This is a genomic window from candidate division KSB1 bacterium, from assembly GCA_034506255.1.
In the GTDB taxonomy this organism is placed as follows: Bacteria; Zhuqueibacterota; Zhuqueibacteria; order Zhuqueibacterales; family Zhuqueibacteraceae; genus Coneutiohabitans; species Coneutiohabitans thermophilus.
Genome location: JAPDPX010000003.1, coordinates 242,890 through 266,868 on the forward strand (window position 1 = coordinate 242,890; position 23,979 = coordinate 266,868).

The following is a 23,979-nucleotide window of genomic DNA, read 5'->3' on the forward strand; positions in this document are numbered from 1 at the left end:
CAAAAACTTTTGATTTCATACCTGGAGGATTTTTGCAATGGGCAAAATTATCGGCATTGACCTGGGCACAACCAATTCGTGCGTGGCGGTCATGGAAGGCGGCGAGCCGGTGGTGATCCCGAACTCGGAAGGCTCGCGCACCACGCCTTCGGTGGTGGCCTTCTCCAAGAATGGCGAGCGCCTGGTGGGGCAGGTGGCGAAACGCCAGGCCATCACCAACCCGGCCAACACGATTTATTCAATCAAGCGTTTCATGGGACGCCGCTACAGCGAAGTCAAGCGCGAGCGCGAGTCGGTTCCCTACACTGTGGTGTCTGGCAAAAATGATGTGGCCATGGTACGCATCGGTGACAAGGAATACTCGCCGCAGGAAATCTCGGCGATGATTCTGCAAAAAATGAAACAAACCGCGGAAGACTATCTCGGTGAAAAAGTCACCGAGGCGGTGATCACCGTCCCCGCCTATTTCAACGACAGCCAGCGCCAGGCCACCAAAGAAGCGGGCGAAATCGCCGGTTTGACGGTGAAACGCATCATCAATGAGCCCACGGCCGCTTCCCTGGCTTACGGCTTGGACAAGAAAAAGGACGAAAAGATCGCGGTATTCGACCTGGGCGGCGGCACTTTTGACATCAGCATTCTGGAGATCGGCGACGGGGTGTTTGAAGTAAAGGCAACCAACGGTGACACCCATCTCGGCGGCGACGATTTCGACCAGCGCATCATCGACTGGCTGGTGGCGGAATTTCGCAAGCAGGAGGGCGTCGATCTCTCCAAGGATCCCATGGCGCTGCAGCGCCTGAAGGAAGCGGCGGAAAAGGCGAAGTGCGAGCTGTCCACCGTCATGCAGACCGACATCAATCTGCCGTTCATCACCGCCACCAACGCCGGCCCCAAGCACATGCAAATCACGCTGACGCGCTCGAAGTTCGAGCAGCTCTGCGATGACTTGTTCGAACGCACCATCGGCCCCTGCGAAGCCGCCCTGCGGGATGCGGATTTGCGCACCAGCGATATCGATGAGGTCGTGCTGGTGGGCGGCTCGACGCGCATGCCGAAGGTGCAGGACATTGTGCGCCGGTTGTTCGGCAAAGAGCCGCACAAGGGCGTCAACCCCGATGAAGTGGTGGCGGTCGGCGCCGCGATTCAAGGCGGCGTGCTCGCCGGCGACGTGAAAGACGTGCTGCTGCTCGATGTCACCCCCCTGTCTCTCGGCATTGAAACCCTGGGCGGCGTGACCACCAAGCTGATCGAGCGCAACACCACCATCCCCTGCAAGAAGTCGGAAATCTTCTCGACCGCCGCCGACAATCAAACCCAGGTGGAGATTCACGTGCTGCAGGGCGAGCGCGAGATGGCGATCGACAACCGCACCCTGGGGCGTTTCATCCTCGACGGCATTCCGCCCGCGCCGCGTGGTGTGCCGCAAATCGAAGTCACCTTTGACATCGATGCCAACGGCATCCTGCACGTCTCCGCACGCGACAAGGCCACAGGCAAGGAGCAGTCGATTCGCATCGAAGCCTCGACTGGTCTGAGCAAGGAGGAAATCGCCAGGATGGAACGCGACGCCCGCGAACATGCGGCGGAGGACAAGAAACGGCGTGAGCTGGTGGAGACCCGCAACCGCGCCGATCAGCTCATCTATCAAACCGAGAAAAACATCCGCGACATGGGCGAGAAGCTCGATGCCTCCTCCCGGGAGCGGCTGGAAGCCGCGGTCAAAAAGATTCGCGAGGTGATGAAGTCCGAACGGACCGAAGACATCAAAGCGGCCGCCGAAGAGCTCAACAACATTTGGAATCAGGTCTCGACCCGCATGTACGAAGCCGCCAGCGCGGCTGGCAGGCAAACCAGCACCAATGGCGGTGCCGGCAAGGGCAAAGTCGAGGAAGCAGATTTCGAAGTTGTTGACGAAGGCTCCAGCAAGAACTGAAAGCAGGCATCTCATGATGCAACAAAAGGCGAGAGAGATCTCGCCTTTTTGTTTTCAGGGGGAGAAATCCCTTGATTTTATGACACTCCCTCGTTAGATTTCCGCGCTTTGAAAAAATATCGGACCCTACCAGCGGAGGATGTGATGTCCACGACCAGGCTGCTGAGCGCATTGTTCGCGATGTTTTTGCTCGTCACCGGCTGCGGCGAAAAACTCAATGAAGAACAGCTCTACAGCAAGGCGCGTGAGCTGGAGTTGCGGGGTGAATTTGCCAAGGCCGAAAGCTACTACAAAAAGCTCAATCAGCAGTATCCCCAAAATGCCAAATTTGACGAGGCCCAGACCCGACAGGCCTTGCTGCAGAAGGCCAACACCCTGGGCGAAGACGCCCTGCGCAACGAGATCAAAAACCACGAATCCCGCCAGGAATTTGACAGTGTGCTGCTGCTGTCCCAGGCGCTGGTGAAGCGCTTTCCCAAGGCCGAGGACCGTGACGAGGTGCTGCAACGCATCGGCATGCTCTGTCTCAATCATGAACAGCAGTACCAGCGCGCGGTTGATGCCTTTCAAAAGCTGGTTTCTGATTTTCCCCAAAGCCGGCACGTGCCCCAGGCCCAGTTCATGATCGGTTACATTTACGCCAACCACATCAAGGATCTCGACCGGGCGCGCACCGCCTACACCATCTTCAAGCAGAAATATCCCGATCACGAATTGGTCCCCTCGGTGGAATGGGAATTGGAGCATCTCGGCCAGGATGTGAGTGAGCTCAATCTTTTCACCGATTCCAAGGACAATCCCGCCGCGGACGAGGCGACTTCGAAAAAATCACCGGCCGGTCCAAATGCCAAGCCGTAAAACTTTTTCGGCGGAATTGCTGTCTTATAGGCCCGATGTCTTGCCGGTGGCAGCGCGATGAGCTGCCCGGGCTTCATCGCGGCTTTTTTTTTGAGTTTCAGCGCGGGGCTTCACCCCGGCAACCAACGTCAGCGCAACGACCCTCCGCCAGCCGGCTCGGCGCACGGTCAGGGCAGCGCAGTGACGGGGCAGCATCCGTGACGGGCTGCCAGAAGACAGTCGATGATGATATGAAAGACAAATTCCTCCTGTGGCTGTGGGGCGCTGTACTGCTCACCTTGTCCTCCGCGCATGCGCAGTCAACCCTTGAAGTCAAGCTGAGTGCCACGCTCACGCCCGAAGAGGTGCCGCTCAATCGCACCGCCATCTACCGGGTGGAGCTCACCTGGCGCGGCGATTTGGCGCGCGTGGCAGTGGATCCGCCTGAGCCGCCGCGCCTCGCCAACCTCAAACTCGTGGGCACGGCTTCGGCGAACCGCGTCGGTGTCGAAAGCGGCACAACGGTCGCCACACACGTCTTCGAATACACCCTGCGGCCGCAGGGTCTGGGCATGGGCTATGTCGAAACCATGCGGGTCGGCTACCTCGACAAAGCCACCAATGAAAAGCATGAGTTGTATGCCAGCCGCTTGAGCACCAAAGTCATTGAGGCCTTGCCGGAGCCGGGAGAGACGCCGGTTACCGTGATTGTGCTGGCGGCTTTGGGATTGGCACTGGCCGGCGGTATGGGCTTCGCCCTCTGGCGGGCGCAACGCCGCCGGGCGGCGCGTGCGCAACAGGCGGCACAGGTCGTCAAACCACTGGAAGACGAGTTCTGTGAGGAGTTGCAGGCGACGGTGGAGGTGAATGCGCCCGATACCAAAGAAGCCTTCACCAAATTGTCCAGGATTCTGCGCGCGTACTTGCACCGCCGCTTCGAGATCCCCACGCAGGGCATCACCACCGCGGAGGTGGTCGAGGCCTATCGCCGTCTGCACCCCGACTCCGGCTGGGTGACGCAACTGGAGGAGGTGTTGCAGACCAGTGATGTCGTCAAATTTTCCGGCGCCGGCGGCGACCCCGGCCAGTTGGCGCGCGCTTATGCCATGACCGAGAGTTTCCTGCGCGCCCACCGCAGCGAGAGTGTCGCGCCGCCGTCATCCAAATGAAACGGCAACATCGCCGGCGCGGCACAGGGTGAGCCGCGCAAAAATGCGGCCCGCCGGGCAGCAGGACATCATGCCATTCGGATCCAACTGGAGGTGCAATGAACGTTGACATTCAAGCCATCAACGAGAAAATTCGACGCGAAAGTGCCTTTGTTGAAAAGCTCACCAGGGAAATCGGCAAAGTGATCGTCGGCCAGAAATACATGGTCGAACGCCTGCTGGTGGGCTTGCTGAGCAACGGCCATATTCTGCTGGAGGGCGTGCCCGGCCTGGCCAAGACGCTCGCCGTCAAGACCCTGTCGGCGGCGATTCAAACCAAATTTCAACGCATTCAATTCACCCCTGATCTCCTGCCCGCCGACCTGATTGGTACGCTGATCTACGACCAGCGCAACGGCCAGTTCACCACCAAGAAGGGCCCGATCTTCGCCAATCTCATCCTTGCCGACGAGATCAACCGTTCGCCGGCCAAGGTGCAATCCGCCCTGCTGGAAGCGATGATGGAACGCCAGGTGACCATCGGGGAGAACACCTTCAAGCTCGATGATCCGTTTTTGGTGCTGGCGACGCAAAATCCCATCGAGCAGGAGGGCACCTATCCGCTGCCTGAAGCGCAGGTGGATCGTTTCATGTTGAAGCTCGCCATCGGTTATCCCAACAAGGAGGAAGAGCTGGAGATCATGCGGCGGATGACGCGCGGCCATCCCGTCCAGGTCACGCCGGTGGTGCAGCCGGAGGACATTCGCCGCGCCCGCCAGGTGGTCACCGAAGTTTACATTGATGAAAAAATCGAACGCTACATCATCGACCTGGTTTTTGCCACGCGCGAGCCGAAAAAATATGGTCTGGCGGAGCTCGAGGATTTGATTCAATTCGGTGCCAGCCCGCGCGCCAGCATCTTTCTGGCGCAAGCTGCCAAGGCGCATGCTTTTCTGCGCGGCCGCGGGTATGTCACCCCCGAAGATGTGCGCTCCATTGGCCTGGATGTCATGCGTCATCGCATCATTTTGACCTACGAAGCCGAAGCCGAGGAGAAAACCACCGAGTATGTGATGGCGCAGGTGTTGAGCAGGATCGAAGTGCCGTGAAACAGCGGCCAGGCGGCGCCCGGACAACGAGCGCGCCGCCGCGCCAACTCCGAACCGGGCTCCGGCCCAACGCCTTATGATTCCAAAAGAAATTCTCAAAAAAGTCCGGCGTCTGGAAATCACGACGCGGGCGCTGGTCAATGACGTGTTCAGCGGCGAGTACCATTCCGTGTTCAAGGGTCGCGGCATGGCGTTCGCCGAAGTGCGCGAATACACCTACGGCGACGACATCCGCAACATCGACTGGAACGTGACCGCGCGCGCCGGTCATCCCTACGTGAAAGTCTTCGATGAAGAGCGCGAGCTGACGGTGATGCTGCTGGTGGACGTCAGTTCGTCGGGGAATTTCGGCACATATGCGCAGATGAAGGGCGACATCGCCGCGGAGATTTGCGCGCTGCTGGCCTTTTCCGCGATCAAGAACAACGACAAGGTCGGCCTGATCATCTTCACCGACCGCATCGAAAAATTCGTGCCGCCCAAAAAGGGCCGCAGCCATGTGTTGCGCGTGCTGCGCGAGATTCTCTATCACCGGCCCGCGGGCACCGGCACCAACCTCGCGACCGCGCTGGAATATCTCAATCGCGTCATCCGGCGCAAGGCGGTGGTGTTCCTGGTTTCGGATTTTCTCTCCGAAGGTTATGAAAAGGCCCTGCGTGTTGCCAGCCGGCGGCATGATCTCGTGGCCATCCCCATCACCGATCCGCGTGAGACCGAGATTCCGAACATCGGCCTGGTTGAATTGGAGGATGCGGAAACCGGGGAGATTTTTCTGCTCGACACCAGGCAGGAGGCCAACCGCAAAACGTTTGCACAGGAGGCGGCGCGGCGCGGCCTGTTGCGCGAGAAAACGTTGCGGGCCACCAGGGTCGATCCGGTGGAAGTGCGCACCGACCAGCCCTACATCGAGCCGCTGGTGCGTTTTTTCAGAATGCGGGCGAAACGCTTTCGTTGAGGCCTTGCTTCCAGAAGCCGCAGGTTTATTTCGGGATGCCAGGGAAATGAATGCCTTCAAGAATCTGCTCGCCAGCCTGCCGGGGGCGGCCGGTCGTCTCGGCATGGTTGCCGTGCTGGCCATATGGGCGCCGGGTTGCCGGCCGGCGCAGAAACAAAATCTCCCCGCCGCCAAAGTTCGCGATTTTGCCAACATTCTCTACAATCGCGAACTGTACCAGCATGCGGTGGCGGAGTATCAGTTTTACCTGCAAAATTACCCGCTCGATGAGGAGGAGCAGGCCAACATCAGCTTCACCATCGCCAATATTTATTTCGACCGGTTGCGCAATTATGAAGCGGCGCTGGCGTATTATCTGCGCGTGAAGGAACTTTATCCGCGCAGCGGCCTGGTTGATGATGCCGGCCGCCGCATCGTCGAATGCCTCGAGCGGCTGCAGCGTTCCGCGGATGCGCAGCAGGCGCTGGAGGAGAGCACGCTGCTCGACACCTCGCGGGTCACGAAGAAGCGGCCGGGCGAGGTGGTGGCCAAAATCGGCGACCGTGAAATCACCTCCGGCGATCTCGAGTTTGAAATCAAGAATCTGCCGCCCTTCATGCTGGCGCAGATCAAGAACCGCAACGACCGCCTGGAATTTCTGCGGCAATACCTCGCCACGGAATTGTTGTACGATACCGCCAAGCGCAAGGGCCTCGAGCGCGATCAGGAGGTGATCGATGCGGCGTTTCGGGCAAAGAAAAATTTCATGGTGCAAAAGCTGCTGCAGGAGGAGATCGCCCAGAAGGTCGACTTTCAGGAAAGCGATCTGGAGTTGTACTATCGCGCCAATCTCAGCCGCTATGCCGCCGCTGATTCCACCGGCACGCGGCCGCCGCCCACGTTTCAGGAGGTGCGCAATCGCGTGATGCAGGATTACGTGCGCGAGAAGCAGCAGGAGGCGTATGATCGCCTGATCGAACGCATGATGCGCGCGGAAGGGGTCGTGATCTACGATGACAAAGTGCAATAAAAAGGTGCAGCCGCCGGCGGCCGCCGGTCGGCGCGCCCTGCTGCCGGCGGTGGCAGCCGCGGTGTTGCTTTTCGCCGGCAGCGCCCGGTCCCAGGCGGAATCCGCGGTGACGATCGAATCGCGGGTGAGCAAAGCCCGCCTGACCATCGGCGACACGGTGCGCTACCGCGTGCGGGTGCGGCGGCCGCCGGATGTCGAGATGCGCTGGCCCGGCCCGGCCGCCAATCTCGGCGGTTTCGAAATTCGCGGCTATCAAACGCCGCAGACGCGGCGCGAGGGCGGGGTTGTCATCGAGGAAGCCGCTTATACGATTTCGACTTTCGACACCGGCCGTTTCGAGATACCACCGTTGACGCTGCAATTTCGCCAGCCGCCGGATACCGGGTGGCAGACCCTGCGCACGGAAAAACTCGATCTCCACGTCGCTTCGCTGCGGCCGAGCGAGGCGGGCGATATTCGCGAGATCAAAGCGCCCTGGGAATTGCCGCGTGACTGGCGCCAGGTGATCGTGCTCAGCGTGATTGTTGCCGCCGTGTTGTTGCTGGCGGCGGCCGGTTATTCCTGGTGGCGCCGGCGCCAGGGCAGGAGCCTGCTGCCGGCGCGCGTCACCCCGCCGCGCCCCGCACATGAAGAAGCGCTCGCCGCCCTGGCTGAGCTGCGCCGCAGCGACCTGCCGGCACGCGGCGAGATCAAACTTTTCTACAGCATTCTGTCGGAAATCGTGCGGCGCTACCTCGAAGGCCGCTATCAGGTCGGGGCATTGGAGATGACCACCTGCGAGGTGCTGGAGCATTGCAAACGCCTCGATGCGGCCCCGCAGGCCTGCGATCTGCTGCGTGAAATTTTGGAGCAAAGCGACTTGGTGAAGTTCGCCAAATTCATCCCGCCGGCGGAACAACACGAGCGCCTGCTGGCCGCTGCCGAAACCTTCGTGCACCTGACCATGCCGTTGCCCCCTGCTGTTGAAACCGCGGCTGGCGAAGCAGCGGCAGGCAAACTCCAACCCGCACCGGCGGAGGCCGCTTGAAATGTTGACTTTCGCACAGCCCTGGTTTCTTTTGCTGCTGGTGCTGCTGCCGCTGCTGGCCTGGTGGTACAGCCGCACCTACCAGCGCCGCAGCGCCACACTGCGCTACTCCAATCTCGATCTGATGAGGTCGCTGCCGCAGCGCTCGCGTTACAGCTCGCGGCATATTTTGTTCGGCTTGCGCTGGCTGGCGATTGCTCTGGTGATTGTGGCGCTGGCGCGGCCGCAGAGCGGGCAAACCGAGGAGGAAGTCACCACCGAGGGCATCGACATCATGCTGGCACTCGACATCTCCAGCAGCATGCTGGCGGAGGACTTCCGGCCGAAGAACCGCATCGAAGCGGCGAAGCTGGTGGCGGAGCAATTCATCACCGGCCGCCGCAGCGACCGCATCGGCATGGTGGTGTTCGCCGCCCGCAGCTTCACGCAATGCCCGCTGACACTCGACTACGGCATTCTCATCAATTTTTTGAAGAAAGTGGATGTCGGCATGGTCGATGACGGCACGGCCATCGGGCTGGGCATGGCGACCGCGATCGACCGGCTGCGCAACAGCAAAGCCAAAAGCAAGGTCGTGATTCTGCTCACCGACGGCGTCAACAACGCCGGCGAGATCGATCCGCTCACCGCCGCGCGCGTGGCGCAGGCCTTCAATATCCGTTTCTACACCATCGGGGTCGGCACCCGCGGCCAGGCGCTCTATCCCGTCCAGGATCCGATTTTCGGCAAGCGCTACGTGCCCATGCCGGTGGAAATCGATGAAGCCACGCTCACCAAAATTGCCGAGCTGACGAAAGGCAGGTATTTTCGCGCCACCGACCGCCAAAGCCTGGAAAAGATTTTTGCCGAGATCGACCGGCTCGAGAAAACCAAAATCGAGGTCAAGCAATTCACCCGCTACCGCGAGCTGTTCGTGTACTGGCTGGCGGTCGCGCTGGGACTGGTGTTCGTTGAGATCGTGCTGGCCGGCACTGTTTTCCGCAAGATTCCCTGAGGGCTCCCGGCAGTGCCGGTGCCCGATCGGCCGGGAGCCGGGTTGGATTCGCATGCAAGCCGTTGTGAACGGGAGACATGATCCGTTTTGCCAATGACACTGCGCTGTATCTGCTGTTCAGCCTGCCGCTGCTGATGGTGTTTTTTTATTTCGTGCAACGCTGGCGGCGGGCGGCGCTGGCACGTTTCGGCAACCTGTTGCTGCTCGAACAGCTCATGCCGGCCCTCAGCCACAAGCGCCGGGTGTGGAAGCAGGTGTTGTTGCTGCTGGCGCTGGGCTTCATGATTCTGGCGCTGGCGCGGCCGCAGGTGGGCACGGCATTGGAGGAGGTGAAGCGCGAAGGCGTGGATGTCATGATCGCCATCGATGTTTCGGAATCCATGTACGCCGAGGATGTGCCGCCCAACCGCCTGGCCAAGGCGCGGCATGAGGTCGTCTCGCTGATAGACAAGCTGCAGGGCGACCGCGTGGGCCTGATTGCCTTTGCCGGTGAGGCCTTCGTGCAATGTCCGCTCACGCTCGACTACGGCGCCGCAAAAATTTTTCTCGAGGTGCTCGAACCCGGTTTGATTCCCACGCCGGGCACAGCGCTGGGCAAGGCCATCGCGCTGGCCCTGCAAAGCTTCGAAAACACCGAACGGCAATACAAAGTTCTGATCCTGATCACAGACGGTGAAAGCCACGACGAGGACACCATGGCCATGGCGGCGGAGGCGGAGCGCCAGGGGGTGGTGATTTACACCGTCGGCATCGGCTCGACCAGGGGTGTGCCCATCCCCGTGGTCGATGCCCAGGGCAACCGCACCGGGGAATTCAAGCGCAATCGCAGCGGCGAAGTCGTCGTCACGAAGCTGGATGAATTGACGCTGGAAAAAATCGCGCTGCAAACCGGCGGCAAGTATCATCGCGCCTCCTCGGGCGAGGCCGAGCTGGACCGCATCTACGAGGAGATCGCGCAGATGGAAAAGAAGGAGCTGGCCTCGTTGAAGTTTTCCCACTACGAGGAACGCTTCCAGTATGTGTTGCCCTTCGCTCTGGTGCTGTTGCTGGTGGAGTTGTTGCTGTCCGAACGCCGCAAGGTCAGGACGGAGTGGCGCGGCCGGCTGGTTGCGCCGCTGACGGCGGAGGAAGATGATGGCCGGCCCGGCCGTACTGTGCCGGCCGCCTGAGGACAATGCTTTGCGCGGGAACCTGGAATGCGAAAGAATCCCTTCAAAAATCACGTGGTGTTGCTGCTGTTGTCACTGGTCTGGTTGCCGGCCAGTCTGCACGCGCAGGGCGCCGGCCGCCGGCAGGTGCTGGAAGGCAACCGGCTTTACGCCGAGGGCAAATACGATCAGGCCAATGACCGCTATCGTGACGCCGAAATCGACAATCCCTCCTCGCCGATCGTGAAATTCAACATTGGCGATGCGCTGTATCAAAAGCGCAACTATGAAGCAGCGCTGCAGGCTTTTCAGGAGGCGATTCAAAAGAGTGACGACCCCCGGCTGCAGGCCGAGAGCTATTACAACCTCGGCAACACACTTTATCGGTTGAACAAGTGGCCGGAGAGCATTTTGGCCTATCAGCAGGCACTCAAGCTCAATCCCAATGATGCGGATGCGAAATACAATTTGGAGTATGTGCGGGCCAAGCTGAAACAGCACGCGCAAAAGCAGCCGCCACAGCAACAGCAACAACAGCAACAGCAACAGGAACCACAGCAGGGGCAGCAGAATCAAGACCAGCAAAAGCAGCAGGGCCAGGAGGAACAACAGCAGCAGGCCGGGCAGCAATCCCAGGAGCAGTCAGCCGCCGGCGAACAGCAGGAGAATGAGGCGCAAGCGGCACAGGGTCGGGAACACAAGCTGAGCAAGGAAGAGGCGGAACGCCTGCTGGAGGCTCTGCAGAAGCAGGAGAAGGATGCACAAAAGCAGCGCCGGGTGCAGGCGCGCGGGCGGGCGCGGGTGGAGAAGGATTGGTGATGAAAATGGCAGCACACAAGAGCTTGCAGTGCATATTCTCCCCAGTGAGGGGAAGTGATGCGCCTGCGCGCATGGGCCCGGACAGCAGCCGGGTTGCGGCAGGACGGGGGTTTTTCTTCTCGCACCGCCGCACGCGATCATCTGTTGGGACGGGCACGAACGCCGCTTCCGTGACGACTATCAGGGCCATTTTGCTTTTGGCGATCGGCGGTGTTGTATTGGCATCCAACAGCCTGGCGCAAGTGACGGTGACGGCAACGGTCGACCGCACCCGCATCGGGTTGAATGAGGATTTCACCCTCAGTGTGGAAGTCAGTGGCGGCAATGCCGGAGAGCCACAACTGCCGGCGATGGAGAGTTTTGCGCGGCTCGCCGGCACCAGCAGCTCGCAGAGCATTCAGATCATCAACGGCCGCATGTCCTCCTCCCACACCTATCATTACACTTTCATTGCTGTTGCCACTGGTTCCTTCGAGATTGGGCCGGTGGAAGTCGCGGCCGGCGGCCAAACCTATCGCAGTGCGCCGATTCGGATCGAGATTCTGCCCGCGGCCGGAGGCCCGCCGGCCGCGCCCGGAGCGCCGCCGCCGCAAACGGACCCCGGTGTTACCGCCGACGGCAGTCTTTTTCTGCGCGCGGAAGTCGACCGCAAACAAGTGTATGTCAACCAGCCGGTCATCGTGACGTTCAAAATTTATACAGCGCGCAATGTGCGCAACTATGGCAACGCCAGGCTGCCAACCTTCACCGGCTTCTGGGTGGAGGATTTTCCCATGCCGCGGCAGCCGCGCACCTATCAACAAGTCATCAATGGCCAGCGCTATCTCGTCGCCGAGGTCAAGCGCACGGCGATTTTCCCGCAAACCGCCGGTCGCAGCACGATTGAAGCCATGAGCCTGGACTGCGAAGTGGCGGTGGCACAACGCCGGCGGCCGCGTGACCTCTTCGACAGTTTCTTTGATGATCCCTTCTTCGCACCGTTCGAGCGTGTCACCATCGCCTCGCGACCGGTGACCATCGAGGTGCTGCCGCTTCCGGCTGCCGGCAAGCCAGCGGGATTTGCCGGCGCGGTGGGAAACTACACGCTGAGCGCGACGGTTGATCGCAGCACCCTGAAGGTCAACGAAGCCATCACCCTCACCGTGAAAATTTCCGGGCAGGGCAACATCAAAACCCTGCCGGCACCGGCACCGGAGCTGCCTCCTGATTTCGAAGTGTATGATCCCAAAGTGTCACAAGACGTCGAGCACGGCGAGACACAGATCAGCGGCAGCAAGACCTGGGAGTATGTGATGGTGCCACGCTTTGCCGGCACGCACGTGCTCAAACCGATTACTTTTGCCTATTTTGATCCGCGCACCCGGCAATACGTCACCGCCAGCTCCAAACCCATCACCCTGACGGTCGACCCCGGTACCGGCGAGTATAGCGCTGTTACTTTGGGCGGGGCATCGAAAGAGGATGTTCGGCTGCTGGGTCAGGACATCCGCTTCATCGCCATCAACGCCGCCCCGCTGCAGCGTTTGGGAGCGGCCAACTACACCAGCGCGTGGTTTGTCACCCTGCTGGTGCTGCCGGTTGCCGGTTTTCTCGGCGCGCTGGTGTGGCAGCGCCATCAAGCCAAGCTGGCCTCCAATGTGGCTTATGCCCGCAGCCGGCGTGCGGCGGCTGCAGCACAGCGCCAGTTGAAGGCGGCCAGGAAACGGCTGCAGGCCAATGACAGCAAGGGATTCTACGCCGAGGTGCAACGGGCACTGACGGGTTTTCTCGGCAACAAGCTCAATGTTGCGGAGGCCGGGCTGGTGACCGAACGCATCGAACAGTTGCTCCGGGAGAAGAATGTCGCACCGGCGCTGATCAGCGACTATCTCAACTGCCTGTACACCTGCGACTATCAGCGTTTTGCGCCAGCCACCGCCACCAGCGCGGAGATGCAGCAGTTCTATCAACAGGCCGCCGCTGTACTCGAACAATTGGAGGACGCGTTGTGATGCTCCGCCTGTCTTGTTTTTTCGGTTGCGGCGCCGTGGCAACCGGGCCGGACCGCGGCAGGCGAGAGGCGCGCCACTTTGGCCGCAACGCCGTGGCCGGTGGCGTGCTGGCACTGCTTTTTGTTTTTGCGGCCGGAGCCGCTGCTGATGAAGCCGGCAGCCTGTTTCAGCAGGGCAATCAATATTATCAAGCCGGGCAATATGCCGAGGCGGCAGCGGCATACGAAAAAATCATCGCACTGGGCAGGGAAAACTGGCAGGTCTATTACAATCTCGGCAATGCCTATTTCAAACAGCGACAACCCGGCCTGGCGATTCTCAACTATGAGCGGGCGTTGCGCCTCAATCGCCGTCATGACGATATTCGCTTCAATCTCGAACTCGCCAATTTGACGATCATCGACCGCCTTCCGCAGCCGCCGGTGCCGCTGCTGGTGGCATGGCTCCAGGCTGCACTCGACTTTCTCCCGATTCAACAAGTGGCGCTGGTGGGTCTGATTTTCTGGATTTTGCTGTTCGCCGGTTTGACGGTCAATCTTCTCACCCGCCGGCGTGCCTGGCAGGTTGCCGGCCGGCGGGTGGCCTGGAGCGCGGGTGCCTGCGTGTTGCTGCTGGCGCTGCTGTTTGCCGCACAGCTTTATCAGCAGCACTCGGCGCGTTATGGCATCGTGCTGGAGAAACGCGTGGTGGTGCACACCTCCCCGGCAGCCGATGCCACCGAGGCTTTCATTTTGCACGAAGGCGCCAAAGTGCAGGTGCAGGAATCGAACGGAAGCTGGGCGCGCATCCGGCTGGCGGATGGCAAAGTCGGCTGGCTGCCGCAGGCGGCCGTGGGCGTGATTTGAAACACCGGATGGCGGAAAAATGGCGGAATTTTTAAGGGAATATCGCAGGCTGGTGCGCACGCCCCGGCTGTGGCTGGCCGCAATCGCCCTGCTCCTCGTGATCGGCGAGCTGAGCTGCAACATTGTCGAGGCCGCCATTGGGCGTTATCTGGTGTGGCACAACCCCGGCCGGGAGAAAATCGGGCGCAGTTGGCAGGAGGAGCAAAACCGGCTGCTCGCCAACACCAACCTCGAACGTCTCACCCAGGTGCGGCGCGAGCAGTTGAGCCTGATCGCCGGCCTCTCGAAGTTTGAAGAGCTGGTGAATTTCACCGCGGCCAACGCCCGCACCGAACTGCCGCCCGAGCAATTTGGTTTGATCTACCGCGAGCTGCCCGCGTTGTTTCGGCCGTTGCTGGTGCCCACCGGCAGCATGGTCAGCTTCAACCGCGAGCGCAACGTCACGCAGGTCACCGTCAATCGTTATCCCGATCGTCTCGATCTTTTCCTGCTCGATGCCAACCACGAGGTGCTCTTTCAAAGCTCGCTGCCCGCCGATCACATCGAGATGATCGTCAATCACGGCAAGGAGCGGCAGATGGACCTCCGGCAGGTGGCGCGCTTTGCCGGGCGGGTGTTGCGCGCTGCTGATTTCTTCGAGGTGCTCGACCGCAAGTTTTATGACGAGCGCGCCGAGATGATCCGCGAGCTGCCGGTGTTGACCGATCCCAGCACGCATATCGCCCGCGTCGGTTTCGCCAACCGCAGTACGGCCGGCTTCGTGGAGACGGCGTTCGCACTCGATGACGGCCGCGCGCTCATCTACTATTTGCCGGAGGAATGGACCACCGATTTCATTGCCCGCGCGGGAGAGCATGCGAACCAAAATCCTTTCTAGCCTGATGCTGGCGACCGCCGGCCTGCTGCTCACGGGCATGATCGTCTTTTTCGTGGTCCTGAGTGACCTGCCTTATGTCCCCCGCGATTTGCGCAGCCTGGTGTATGCCCGCCCGACCGAGATCTACGCCGCCGATGGCACGCTGGTGCAGCGCCTGGGCGGCCGCACCTATGTCACCCTCGACAAGATCAGCCCCAATTTCCTCAACGCCGTTATTGCCACGGAAGACGCCGATTTCTACCGCCACCGCGGCCTCGACAAGCTCGGCTTGCTGCGCGGGGCCTACCGCAGCCTGACCGGTCATCCACTGCAGAGCGGTTCCACCATCACCCAGCAGCTCTCCAAGTATCTCTTCTTCAGCTTTGAAAAGAGTTTCGGCCGCAAACTCAAAGAGATCCTCATCAGTTTGCAGCTCGAAGCGACTTTCAGCAAGCGGGAGATTCTTGAGGCTTATTGCAATCTGGTCTATTTTGGCGGCGCGGCACACGGCGTGGAGGATGCGGCCCGGCAATACTTCAACAAGTCTGCCGCCGAGCTCAATGTGTCGGAGGCGGCGATGCTCGCCGGCATTCTCAACTCGCCCCAAAAGCTCAATCCCTTCTCCTATTTTGACAACGCCAAGGCCCGGCAGCGGCTGGTGCTCTACCGGATGATGAAGGAGGGCTATCTGACCGAGGCGCAGCGGCAGCAGGCGGCGGCGGATTCGATTCACCTCTCGCGGCAGCGCTCCTTCGGCAATGATTTTATCGATTATGTGATCAGCGAGGCGCAGGCGCGCTACGGCCGCGAGCCGGTGCAATACGGCGGGTTGCGTATTTACACCACGCTCGATCCCATGCTGCAGGCCATCGCCGAGCAGGAGGTGGAAGCGGGCACGCTCAAGCTCGAGGCCGAGTTGGATTCCACCGGGCAGCCGTTGCAGGCGGCGTTGGTGGCGCTGGCGGTGCCGACCGGCGAAGTCAAGGCGCTGGTGGGCGCGCGGCGCTATGTGCCGGCGGCGTTCAACCGCGCAGTGGAAGCCAACCGCCACGTCGGCTCGTGCATCAAGCCGCTCGTCTATCTGACCGCACTCGAACAACTGCGGGTGACGCCACGCACCCTGGTGCATGACACGCTCACCACGCTGCGCGATGCCAACAACCGGCCCTATCGTCCGCGCAACTTCGACCGCCGTTATCACGGCCAGATGGTGCTGAAAGCCGCGCTGATGAAGTCGCTCAACGTGATCTCGGCGCAGTTGACCGCCCAGGTCACACCCGCAAAAGTGGTTGAAACCGCACGGCGCATGGGCATTTCTACGCCGGTCGAGGAAGTGATCTCGCTCGCCCTGGGCACCGCCGGCATGTCGCCGCTGGAGCTGGCCGCGGCCTATGCGGTCATTGCCAACAACGGCGTGTATCACCGGCCGGTGTTGATCAAGCGTGTCGAAGACGTCAACGGTGTGGTGCTGGACCGGGAATACAGTTTCGGCGAGACCCGTTTTGATGCGCGGATCACGTATCAATTGCTGGATATGATGCGGGGCGTGATCGAAGGCGGTACCGGCCGCATCATTCGCGCGCTCGGTTTCACCGCGCCGGCCGCCGGCAAAACCGGCACCAGCACCGACTACACCGATGCCTGGTTCACCGGCTTCACCACTTCGCTCGCCACCGCGGTGTGGGTGGGGTATGATCGCGACGCGCAAATGCGCACGCGCGACGGCCGCGGGGTGGATGGCGGCCGCGGCGCCGCACCCATTTGGGCCGGTTTCATGAAACGCGCCACCGCGTTTTATCCCGCACGGGAATTCACCATGCCACCGGGTTTGAAGACCATCTATGTGCATCCGGAAAAGGGTTGGGAAGTGGTCAAGCCGGAAGATGGCTTGCCTGTGGTGGTCCCGGAGGAAGCTGCCGGCAGCGTGTATCCTTAAGCACATGGCACGACCATCGTCGCAGTCAAACCTGTCAACCGCGAAGCATGCGCATTTTACCCATGGCATGACATTTCCGTGAAGAGGAAAAAGGTGTGATTCCGACGGAGTGCTGTCCCGGCATTGCACCGCCGGTTTGACAGAAAACTCGAGCGGAAGAAGTCTTCCCAAAGACGGCTGGAGGTTGTGGCAATGGGGAGGGAAAAAGTGCTTGCAAAAATAGAGTCGAAGGCGTAGACTTCGACCTGTTGTCCGTTGCAGTCGAATCCGTCGCCACGGCGGGGCGGAAATTGCCGGGCAGTGGACGCGGATACTGCGCAGCGGGCGTTTCACCGTCAATGAAAGTGAAGAAAATGGCAAATCAGGGTGTGGGCGCGATCGTCTGCCCGAATTGCCGCAAATTGATCAGCCGGAATGCGGCAAGCTGCATCCATTGCGGCTACCGCAATCCCGGTCTGTGGGGCGTGGGGCCGAAGTTGAAGGTGTGGCTCGAGCAATTCGGGTTTACCCAGGCGGTGACGCTGGTGTGTCTGGCATTGTACGCGCTGGCACTGCTGCTCGACCCCGCTGCGATTTTTCGCGGCCGCGGCGGCATTTTGCAGATGCTGCTCGGTTTTCTCTCGCCGGATGGGACGGTGCTGGACAAGCTCGGCATGACCGGCAATTATGCCATGCAGAATGGCCGCTGGTGGACGCTGATTACAGCGATCTATTTGCATGGCTCCCTGCCGCACATCGTGTTCAACCTCATGGGGCTGCATCAGCTCGCACCCGCCGTGGAAGAGTTGTTTGGCACCAGCCGTTTGATTGTGATTTTCACCTTTGCCGGCCTGGCCGGTTTTTTCCTGTCTTTTTTTGCCGGTGTTGCCTTCACGGTGGGAGCCTCCGGCTCGTTGTTCGGTCTGCTGGGTGCGCTGGTGTATTATGGCAGAAGCCGCGGCGGCCGCTTCGGCGAGTCGGTTTACAGCCAGGCCTTGCAATTCGCCGTGATCATGTTCGTTTACGGTTTCATGATGAGCAGCATCGTCAACAACTGGGCGCACGCGGGTGGCTTTGCCGGAGGTTATCTCGCCGCGATGTTGCTGGGCCACAAGGAGAAAAGCGGGGAAAATGACCGCATCCGGCTGTGGGGGGTGGCGGCCATCGCGGTGACGGTGCTCGCGTTTGTGCTGGCGTTTTGGCGTGCTTTCGCGAGCCTGGCGTAAGCCGCACGCCGGCCACGGCGGCGTGTTCCGCTTCCCGCAAATGAAAAGCCCGAGCCTTGCCCGGGCTTTTGTCGTTTCATGTCCTTCCGAAGTCATCAACTTTTGATGAAGTGTTTCTGCGACGGCTTGGCCGTTGTATGCGGAGCCGCGGGGTTCCACCCCTCTCTAGCCCTGCCCCGCGGGCGCAGCCGACTGGGCAGATTTTGCGGGCGAACATTGCTTTCCCCACGTTGTGCGGCTCAGCCATAGATGCCGCGCAGGGCCAGGGTTTGCGCCACCCGGTCGATGGCAAGCACATAGGCGCCGATGCGCATGTTCACCTTGTACTTTTCGGCGGTGTTGTTGACGTCGTTCAACGCCTCGTTGAGCATGCGGGTCAGCCGGGAGAAGACATCTTCCTTCGACCAAAAGTAGCCCATGCGATCCTGCACCCATTCGAAATAGCTCACCGTCACGCCGCCGGCATTGCACAAAATATCCGGAATGACGACGATGCCGCGCTCCGCCAGGATGGGATCAGCCTTGGCCGTGGTCGGGCCGTTGGCACCCTCCGCGATGATTTTGGCTTTGATGCGCTCGGCATTGCGGCTGTTGATTTGATCCTCCAGGGCGCAGGGCGCGAGCACGTCGCATTCGAGTTCGAGCAACTCGGTGTTGGAGATGGCGTCCCCGCCTTGAAAGCCTTCGAGCAGGCCCTTGTGTGTGTCGCGGTGTTTGATTGCCGCCGCGATGTCGATGCCCCTGGCGTTGTAGTAGCCGCCGGTGACATCGCTGATCGCCACCACCTTGCAGCCGAGCGCGGCAAATTCCTGCGCCGCCACCGAACCGACGTTGCCAAACCCCTGAATGACGATGCGCGCGTCCCGCGGCTTGATGCCGAGCTTCTCCATCATCGCGCTGGTGGTAATCACCACCCCCTTGCCGGTGGCTTCGACACGGCCCTGCGAGCCGCCGAGATGGATCGGTTTGCCGGTCACCACCGCGGTTTCGGTGTGGCGCACGTGCATGGAGTAAGTGTCCATGATCCAGCCCATCACCTGCTCGTTGGTGTTGACGTCGGGCGCGGGCACATCGCGCTCGGGACCGAAAATCTCCAGCAGATTGGCGGTGTAACGCCGGGTGATTTTTTCCAGTTCGACTTTGGTGAGTTTTTTGGGATCGCAGCGCACACCGCCCTTGGCGCCGCCGAAGGGAATGTTGACCACCGCGCATTTCCACGTCATCCACGCCGCCAGCGCCTTCACTTCGGAGAGGTTCAGGTCCGGCGAATAACGCAGGCCGCCTTTGGAAGGCCCGCGCACTTCGTTGTGAATGACGCGATACCCTTCGAACACTTCAATCCTGCCATCATCCATCTGGATGGGCACCGACACGATGATCTGCCGGATGGGGGTGCGCAGGTATTCGTACACCCCCGGATCCAATTCCAAAATTTCGGCGGCGACTTTGAAGCGTGCCATCATGGATTCAAACGGATCATCGTCGCTCGGCTTGATGGGAGCAGCTTCAACGTACTTGTAGGGGGTCGCGCTTTCCATGCGAATCTCCTCATGAAGTTGTGGTGTGGGGGCAGCCGGCACCATCCCGGCGAGCCAGGCTCAGGGTTGGCATGATGGCGGGGAAGGTTGTTCTTGCTGCAGGCGGCGAATCACCTCCAGAACGACCTTGCGCAGCAAGGCCGGGTCGACCTGCGGCCCCAATTCCAGAATCGCCTCCCGGACGATCCGCCGCAACAACTCTTCTGAAATTTCTTCCATGCAATCGTCCCAAATGAACAAAGCCGCAAAACATGTTTGCGGCCGTTTGGTCGGGGGGAATATAAGAGAATTGGGATTTGTTGCAAGGGAATTCTGGCAGGGCCACCGGACGGTGCTCAGGAGCCGGTTTCGTACTTCTCCTTGAAACGCTTGATGCTGTTCATGATTGCGTGTGCCATGCGCTCCTGCATCGCGGCATCGCGCAGCAAGCGCGCCTCTCTGGGGTTGGAGATGAAGGCCATCTCCACCAGCACGTTGGGCATGGAAGCGCCCACCAGCACACGAAAACCGGCTTGCTGGACGCCGCGATCGGGCAGGCCGACAGCCAGGCTCATTTCCTCCTGAATGATGGCAGCCAGGTCCTCGCTTTCGTGGTTGAAGGCATTCTGCGCCATCGCCGTCAAAATGAAATCCTCTTCGCTCTGGGCATCGGCAGGGGCATCGGTGTCATACTTCACCACCGAGTTCTCCAGCAGGGCGACTTCCAGCGCTTCGTCAGTTTTGGCGGGGCCGAGAAAATAGGTGGTGGTGCCGTTCACGCGCCGGCTGCGGTTGGCGTTGCAATGCAGACTGATGAAGAGCTTGCCCGCCGCGGCGTTGGCCAGCGAGGTGCGCTGGGTCAGGCTGACATAAACGTCGGACTCGCGCGTCATCACCACCTGCAGGCCGAGCTTCTCCTCGATCAGGTGCTTCAGGCGTTTGGCCACCTGCAGCGTGATGTCCTTCTCCCGTGTGCCGTCGCTCGCCATGGCGCCGGGATCGCGGCCGCCATGCCCGGGATCAAGCACAATGGTATCAATCCGCCACTTTTGCCGCACCGTTTCCAGATTGCGCAACACCGTGGAGGGCACGACCTCCTGGGTGGGCAGCGAGACCAGTATCTGGTTGCCCTGGCCGCCGATGGTGATGCGCTGCGGATCGATCTCCTGCGACAGTTGAAAGGAGAGTTGCGCCACCTCCCCCGCCTGCACCGGCGCGATACTCCGAATCACACCGCTGCCAGTCAGCGGCCGGACGGCGCCGGGGGCGACACGGCCGCCGACAATATCCACATACAACCAGCCGTTGCTGATCCGTGTGCTCAGGTGTTTGCGCGCAAACGGTTGTGTCGCTGTGATGCGGATGAGCGTGCCGTTGGCCTTTTCCTCCACGGCAATTTCGGTGAGATTGGCGCGGAAGGTCTCCTCCGTGGCGCCGCCGCCCAGGAGTGCCGGCCAGGGGCGGGGATAAAGCGGCCGGATGACGCTGGCAAAATAATGCAGCGGCACGAGAATGTCGTTCTCGGCATAGCCGGTCTCCACCGGCAGTTGCACGGTGCGGCCGCCCACTTGCACGAAGGGATTGAAGGCGGTGACTTTGATCTCCGTTGCGCCGACATAGAGGATGACTTTGCGTGCTTTTTCGCTGTAAAAAGTGCGCACCTGCAGATAGTCGGCCAGCTCACCGAGTGCGACGAACTCCACGTCGCCACTTTCCGGCAGTTTGATGAGGGTGAATGGCAGCGCGCCAGTCTGTGACCAAACCCTGGACAGCAGGAGAACATTCAGCAACAGGAGCAAGAGCAGAACGCCCGCGGGCGCACGCTTCACTCCGGCAGGCCACGGGCGGGGCAGGCGGGGATCAATTGGGGCCGAAATCTTGCGTGCGGATGTTTTCCTGGTTGAGCGACTGGCTGGCCCGTTTGAGAATTTGTTTCTCTTCGGGAGTAAGGTTGTCGAATCCAACTTCATTAATTTTGTCCAAAATGGCGTCGACCCTTTCGCGCAGGTGCATCTCATCCTGGCGGCGCCGCACGATCGCCCTCCGCCGGCGGGCTTCGGCGCGGCGCTTGAACCAGGCAGAAATTCTGGCAGAGAATCCCGGCGAAGTGCTGCCGGGCGGCGTGTACGTGAGGTAATCGAAGTTGCGCCGGCCGGCGTTTTTCCACGGCCAATTCACTTTGAGGTACAAGAATCCTACCAGCATGCCGCCCAGGTGCGCAAAGTGGGCCACCCCGTCGGCCGGGCCACGCACGCCCAGATAGAGCGCAATCGCCGCCACGATCATAACCAGATACTTGGCGCGGAGCTGCACCGGCAGAATGAAGAACAGCAGGAAGGTGATGATCATATCCGGGAAGGTCAGGCCAAAGGCGGCGAGCACGCCGAAGATTGCGCCGGAAGCACCCAGCACCGGAATCGCCGAGTTGAAATTAAGCAGCAAGTGCACCACGCCGGCGCCCACACCGCAGAGAAAATAGTAGCGAAGGAATTCCCTGGTGCCCCAGAAACGTTCCAGCTCGCAGCCGAACATCCACAACACCAGCATGTTGAAAAGAATATGCCAGATGTCACCGTGCAGAAACATATAGGTAAAGAGCTGCCATATCGCAAAATCCTCGCGAAAGGCAAGCTGGGCCGGTTGCGCCACGCTGGCCAGCGGGGAAAGCGCAAACCAGGCCTGCAGATAATCGACCTTGAAAATCAGGTCAACGAGATTCTGCAGCACGAAGCAGACAATATTGGCAAGAATCAACGTTTTGACCGCCGGCGTCCAGGCGGAACCGATGCCAAAACGATGGGATTGCCCGTAGATGCTCATGTTTTTTTTTCGAGACCGGAAAAGGGGTTAGCTTACGACCAGGTCTTTAGTTCTACAGGCAGCGGCCGGGAATCGCGTAGCCGGCGGGCGGCGAAGCAGCCGAAATTCAGCCATGATTCACAAGCAGGGTGATGCTTGCCGATGAGATTGGGATGGCGGCAAACGCGTGAAAAATCAATCAGACATGGCCGAAATTGCCGCGCGATATTATGAAACCATCCCCTAAAAGTCAAGCACAACATTGGCTGCGGCGTCAGGCCTCAGTTATCAGTGACGACGTGGCGCGGACATCTTGTCTGCAGGCGGGGATGCCTGCGCTACCCCACCCGTTACTGAGAGATTACGTTCGACATTGATTTTTTGATGAAATCATGCTATCGTCAGTCCATGTTTTTTCTCCGTCAAACTCTTGTTGCGCATACAGGGTCTGCGTGTGAGTGTTTGGGCTGACCCCGCTGCACAGGCGTCAACGCCGCAGCGCACGTGTCTGGCCTGTGGCCGCAAACGGGCAAAAGCCGCGCTGTTGCGCATCAGTCTGCAGAGCAGTGGCCATTTTGTTATTGACCCCCGCCAGAAACTGCCCGGCCGCGGTGCCTACCTGTGCCCGACGGTGGCCTGTGCCGAGCTGTTGCTGCGCCGCAAGGGCCTGCATCACGGCTTTCGCCGGGAGGTGCCCCCGGCCATTTATCAGCAGGTCATTGCTTTCGTGCGGCAGATGGCCGCCACCACGGATTGATCCGAACCACCGACAGTCTTTTGAACCACGGTTGCTTTCATGCCAAATCGCATCTCGCGTTTTCACGATTTCTGGCGACAGCGCTTGTTGCTGTTCGACAAGCTGACCCTGGGCTATCTCGTTCTCGTGCCGCTGTTGATTTTGCTCTCCGGCAAGCATGTGCACTTGTGGCCGGTGATCGCCGTGGCTCATCCCCTGCTCATTGCCGGCATCCTTGCGCTGGTGCGATCTCAGCATCGCCTGCCGGCCGGTGTGCGCTGGTTGCGCGATTGGTATCCGATGCTGCTGTTCACCTTCTTTTTCAGCACGGTCGGCCGCCTGGTCACGCTCTTCCTTCCCTTTTGGCTGGAGCCCTTCCTGCTGCGCAGTGATTTTTGGTTCTGGCAGCGGCACCCCTGGGAATTTTTTTCGCAACATCTCGATCGCGTGACCACGGAAGTTTTTTCTTTTGCCTATTGGAGCTACTACTTGTTGATCCCGGCGGTGGCAGCCGTGCACTACGCGGCGCTCAGGCCGGGCCGCAATGGCGCACCCACCGCTCCCGCCTTCCAGGCGGTGATGAACCGCCTCTGCCTGGTGATGTACACCTGCTATGCCTGCTTTCTGCTGCTGCCCGCCCGCGGCCCGCATCACGTGCTCAATCTCGATCACGACCTGCTCTTTGCCGGCGGCTGGTTTTATCGCGCGATTTTGTTCATTCAGAGCAAGGGCTCGGTGGTGGGTGCCGCCTTTCCCAGCTCCCACGTGGCTGCCGCCTGGACCATGTTGCTGACGCTCCGCAAAAGCTTCCGAAAATTGTTCTGGACCATTCTGCCGCTGGTGGTGCTGCTTTCCCTGTCCATTTTCGTCATTCAATATCACTACGTGCTCGATGCCTTCGGTGGTGTGCTGGTGGCGGTCGTGATTGAGGCCGTGATGAGCCGCCGCGAAAACCGCCGGCATCAGACAGTGCAGGCTCAGGCCGTGCCGCTTCCCCGGGCGTCCTTGCAACAGATGACAGTCTGACAATTTCGCCGCATTTCGCTGCAGCAAGTGAGCTGCAGGGTCTGTCATGCTGCAGGGAGCACGGCTCGCACGGAATGTCTTCGGCA

General features: G+C 60.5%; 21 protein-coding genes. 17 read left to right on the plus strand and 4 right to left on the minus strand.

Going from position 1 to position 23,979, the window contains the following annotated elements; all coding sequences use genetic code 11:
* Positions 1 to 37: 37 nt before the first annotated feature.
* From dnaK to ONB52_07195, 15 genes are all read left to right on the plus strand, one after another.
* Entirely contained in the window at positions 38 to 1,936 is a 1,899-nt protein-coding gene (gene dnaK, locus ONB52_07125) for a molecular chaperone DnaK (GenBank protein ID MDZ7415919.1), read from the plus strand.
* 144 nt (positions 1,937 to 2,080) lie between these two features.
* Positions 2,081 to 2,794, plus strand: coding sequence for a tetratricopeptide repeat protein (locus ONB52_07130; GenBank protein MDZ7415920.1), 714 nt, complete (start codon positions 2,081 to 2,083; stop codon positions 2,792 to 2,794).
* A gap of 230 nt (positions 2,795 to 3,024) precedes the next feature.
* Positions 3,025 to 3,942 carry a hypothetical protein gene (locus ONB52_07135; protein MDZ7415921.1) on the plus strand — a complete coding sequence of 306 codons (918 nt, stop codon included), beginning with the start codon at positions 3,025 to 3,027 and terminating at the stop codon, positions 3,940 to 3,942.
* A gap of 98 nt (positions 3,943 to 4,040) precedes the next feature.
* Positions 4,041 to 5,030 carry a MoxR family ATPase gene (locus ONB52_07140; GenBank protein MDZ7415922.1) on the plus strand — a complete coding sequence of 330 codons (990 nt, stop codon included), beginning with the start codon at positions 4,041 to 4,043 and terminating at the stop codon, positions 5,028 to 5,030.
* A gap of 76 nt (positions 5,031 to 5,106) precedes the next feature.
* Positions 5,107 to 5,985, plus strand: coding sequence for a DUF58 domain-containing protein (locus ONB52_07145; GenBank protein ID MDZ7415923.1), 879 nt, complete (start codon positions 5,107 to 5,109; stop codon positions 5,983 to 5,985).
* Positions 5,986 to 6,031: 46 nt separating this feature from the next.
* Entirely contained in the window at positions 6,032 to 6,994 is a 963-nt protein-coding gene (locus tag ONB52_07150; GenBank protein ID MDZ7415924.1) for a hypothetical protein, read from the plus strand.
* Entirely contained in the window at positions 6,978 to 8,021 is a 1,044-nt protein-coding gene (locus tag ONB52_07155; protein MDZ7415925.1) for a hypothetical protein, read from the plus strand. Before ONB52_07150 ends, ONB52_07155 begins: the two co-directional genes overlap by 17 nt.
* Position 8,022: 1 nt before the next feature.
* Complete coding sequence (locus ONB52_07160; GenBank protein ID MDZ7415926.1) at positions 8,023 to 9,015, plus strand: VWA domain-containing protein; 993 nt, start codon at positions 8,023 to 8,025, stop codon at positions 9,013 to 9,015.
* Between the two features lie 77 nt (positions 9,016 to 9,092).
* On the plus strand, positions 9,093 to 10,184 hold the full coding sequence (locus ONB52_07165; GenBank protein ID MDZ7415927.1) for a VWA domain-containing protein: 1,092 nt from the start codon (positions 9,093 to 9,095) through the stop codon (positions 10,182 to 10,184).
* A gap of 27 nt (positions 10,185 to 10,211) precedes the next feature.
* Positions 10,212 to 10,982 (plus strand): tetratricopeptide repeat protein, encoded by a 771-nt coding sequence (locus ONB52_07170; protein ID MDZ7415928.1) that lies wholly within the window; start codon positions 10,212 to 10,214, stop codon positions 10,980 to 10,982.
* Between the two features lie 170 nt (positions 10,983 to 11,152).
* Positions 11,153 to 12,973 carry a BatD family protein gene (locus tag ONB52_07175; GenBank protein MDZ7415929.1) on the plus strand — a complete coding sequence of 607 codons (1,821 nt, stop codon included), beginning with the start codon at positions 11,153 to 11,155 and terminating at the stop codon, positions 12,971 to 12,973.
* Positions 12,973 to 13,818 (plus strand): tetratricopeptide repeat protein, encoded by an 846-nt coding sequence (locus ONB52_07180; GenBank protein ID MDZ7415930.1) that lies wholly within the window; start codon positions 12,973 to 12,975, stop codon positions 13,816 to 13,818. Before ONB52_07175 ends, ONB52_07180 begins: the two co-directional genes overlap by 1 nt.
* Before the next feature lie 19 nt (positions 13,819 to 13,837).
* Positions 13,838 to 14,695: a hypothetical protein gene (locus ONB52_07185; GenBank protein ID MDZ7415931.1), complete on the plus strand. Its 858-nt coding sequence runs from the start codon at positions 13,838 to 13,840 to the stop codon at positions 14,693 to 14,695.
* Entirely contained in the window at positions 14,673 to 16,610 is a 1,938-nt protein-coding gene (locus ONB52_07190) for a penicillin-binding protein (GenBank protein ID MDZ7415932.1), read from the plus strand. The genes ONB52_07185 and ONB52_07190 overlap by 23 nt, the downstream gene beginning before the upstream one ends.
* 353 nt (positions 16,611 to 16,963) lie before the next feature.
* The gene (locus ONB52_07195; GenBank protein ID MDZ7415933.1) at positions 16,964 to 17,815 is read left to right on the plus strand and encodes a rhomboid family intramembrane serine protease; all 852 of its coding nucleotides are present in this window, start codon (positions 16,964 to 16,966) and stop codon (positions 17,813 to 17,815) included.
* 239 nt (positions 17,816 to 18,054) lie between these two features.
* On the opposite strand, the gene ONB52_07200 is transcribed toward ONB52_07195, so the two are convergent.
* The 4 genes from ONB52_07200 to ONB52_07215 all read right to left on the minus strand — a co-directional run bounded on the left by ONB52_07200 (position 18,055) and on the right by ONB52_07215 (position 22,152).
* Positions 18,055 to 19,353 (minus strand): Glu/Leu/Phe/Val dehydrogenase, encoded by a 1,299-nt coding sequence (locus tag ONB52_07200; protein MDZ7415934.1) that lies wholly within the window; start codon positions 19,351 to 19,353, stop codon positions 18,055 to 18,057.
* A gap of 60 nt (positions 19,354 to 19,413) precedes the next feature.
* Positions 19,414 to 19,572, minus strand: a complete 159-nt coding sequence (locus ONB52_07205) for a hypothetical protein (GenBank protein ID MDZ7415935.1) — start codon at positions 19,570 to 19,572, stop codon at positions 19,414 to 19,416.
* Between the two features lie 116 nt (positions 19,573 to 19,688).
* The gene (locus ONB52_07210) at positions 19,689 to 21,131 is read right to left on the minus strand and encodes an N-acetylmuramoyl-L-alanine amidase (protein ID MDZ7415936.1); all 1,443 of its coding nucleotides are present in this window, start codon (positions 21,129 to 21,131) and stop codon (positions 19,689 to 19,691) included.
* A gap of 61 nt (positions 21,132 to 21,192) precedes the next feature.
* Complete coding sequence (locus ONB52_07215) at positions 21,193 to 22,152, minus strand: rhomboid family intramembrane serine protease (GenBank protein MDZ7415937.1); 960 nt, start codon at positions 22,150 to 22,152, stop codon at positions 21,193 to 21,195.
* Positions 22,153 to 22,585: 433 nt separating this feature from the next.
* Between ONB52_07215 and ONB52_07220 the strand changes: the two genes are divergently transcribed.
* Together ONB52_07220 and ONB52_07225 are read left to right on the plus strand one after the other, a co-directional pair.
* Positions 22,586 to 22,888, plus strand: coding sequence for a YlxR family protein (locus ONB52_07220; GenBank protein MDZ7415938.1), 303 nt, complete (start codon positions 22,586 to 22,588; stop codon positions 22,886 to 22,888).
* Positions 22,889 to 22,927: 39 nt separating this feature from the next.
* Positions 22,928 to 23,893, plus strand: coding sequence for a phosphatase PAP2 family protein (locus tag ONB52_07225; protein MDZ7415939.1), 966 nt, complete (start codon positions 22,928 to 22,930; stop codon positions 23,891 to 23,893).
* The last annotated feature ends 86 nt before the right edge of the window (positions 23,894 to 23,979 follow it).

Bases quoted from the DNA above. Each gene is read 5' to 3' on its own strand.
- dnaK (MDZ7415919.1), top strand. From the start codon at position 38: ATGGGCAAAATTATCGGCATTGACCTGGGCACAACCAATTCGTGCGTG.
- ONB52_07130 (MDZ7415920.1), top strand. From the start codon at position 2,081: ATGTCCACGACCAGGCTGCTGAGCGCATTGTTCGCGATGTTTTTGCTC.
- ONB52_07135 (MDZ7415921.1), top strand. From the start codon at position 3,025: ATGAAAGACAAATTCCTCCTGTGGCTGTGGGGCGCTGTACTGCTCACC.
- ONB52_07140 (MDZ7415922.1), top strand. From the start codon at position 4,041: ATGAACGTTGACATTCAAGCCATCAACGAGAAAATTCGACGCGAAAGT.
- ONB52_07145 (MDZ7415923.1), top strand. From the start codon at position 5,107: ATGATTCCAAAAGAAATTCTCAAAAAAGTCCGGCGTCTGGAAATCACG.
- ONB52_07150 (MDZ7415924.1), top strand. From the start codon at position 6,032: ATGAATGCCTTCAAGAATCTGCTCGCCAGCCTGCCGGGGGCGGCCGGT.
- ONB52_07155 (MDZ7415925.1), top strand. From the start codon at position 6,978: ATGACAAAGTGCAATAAAAAGGTGCAGCCGCCGGCGGCCGCCGGTCGG.
- ONB52_07160 (MDZ7415926.1), top strand. From the start codon at position 8,023: ATGTTGACTTTCGCACAGCCCTGGTTTCTTTTGCTGCTGGTGCTGCTG.
- ONB52_07165 (MDZ7415927.1), top strand. From the start codon at position 9,093: ATGATCCGTTTTGCCAATGACACTGCGCTGTATCTGCTGTTCAGCCTG.
- ONB52_07170 (MDZ7415928.1), top strand. From the start codon at position 10,212: ATGCGAAAGAATCCCTTCAAAAATCACGTGGTGTTGCTGCTGTTGTCA.
- ONB52_07180 (MDZ7415930.1), top strand. From the start codon at position 12,973: ATGCTCCGCCTGTCTTGTTTTTTCGGTTGCGGCGCCGTGGCAACCGGG.
- ONB52_07185 (MDZ7415931.1), top strand. From the start codon at position 13,838: ATGGCGGAATTTTTAAGGGAATATCGCAGGCTGGTGCGCACGCCCCGG.
- ONB52_07190 (MDZ7415932.1), top strand. From the start codon at position 14,673: ATGCGAACCAAAATCCTTTCTAGCCTGATGCTGGCGACCGCCGGCCTG.
- ONB52_07195 (MDZ7415933.1), top strand. From the start codon at position 16,964: ATGGCAAATCAGGGTGTGGGCGCGATCGTCTGCCCGAATTGCCGCAAA.
- ONB52_07200 (MDZ7415934.1), bottom strand. From the start codon at position 19,353: ATGGAAAGCGCGACCCCCTACAAGTACGTTGAAGCTGCTCCCATCAAG.
- ONB52_07205 (MDZ7415935.1), bottom strand. From the start codon at position 19,572: ATGGAAGAAATTTCAGAAGAGTTGTTGCGGCGGATCGTCCGGGAGGCG.
- ONB52_07215 (MDZ7415937.1), bottom strand. From the start codon at position 22,152: ATGAGCATCTACGGGCAATCCCATCGTTTTGGCATCGGTTCCGCCTGG.
- ONB52_07225 (MDZ7415939.1), top strand. From the start codon at position 22,928: ATGCCAAATCGCATCTCGCGTTTTCACGATTTCTGGCGACAGCGCTTG.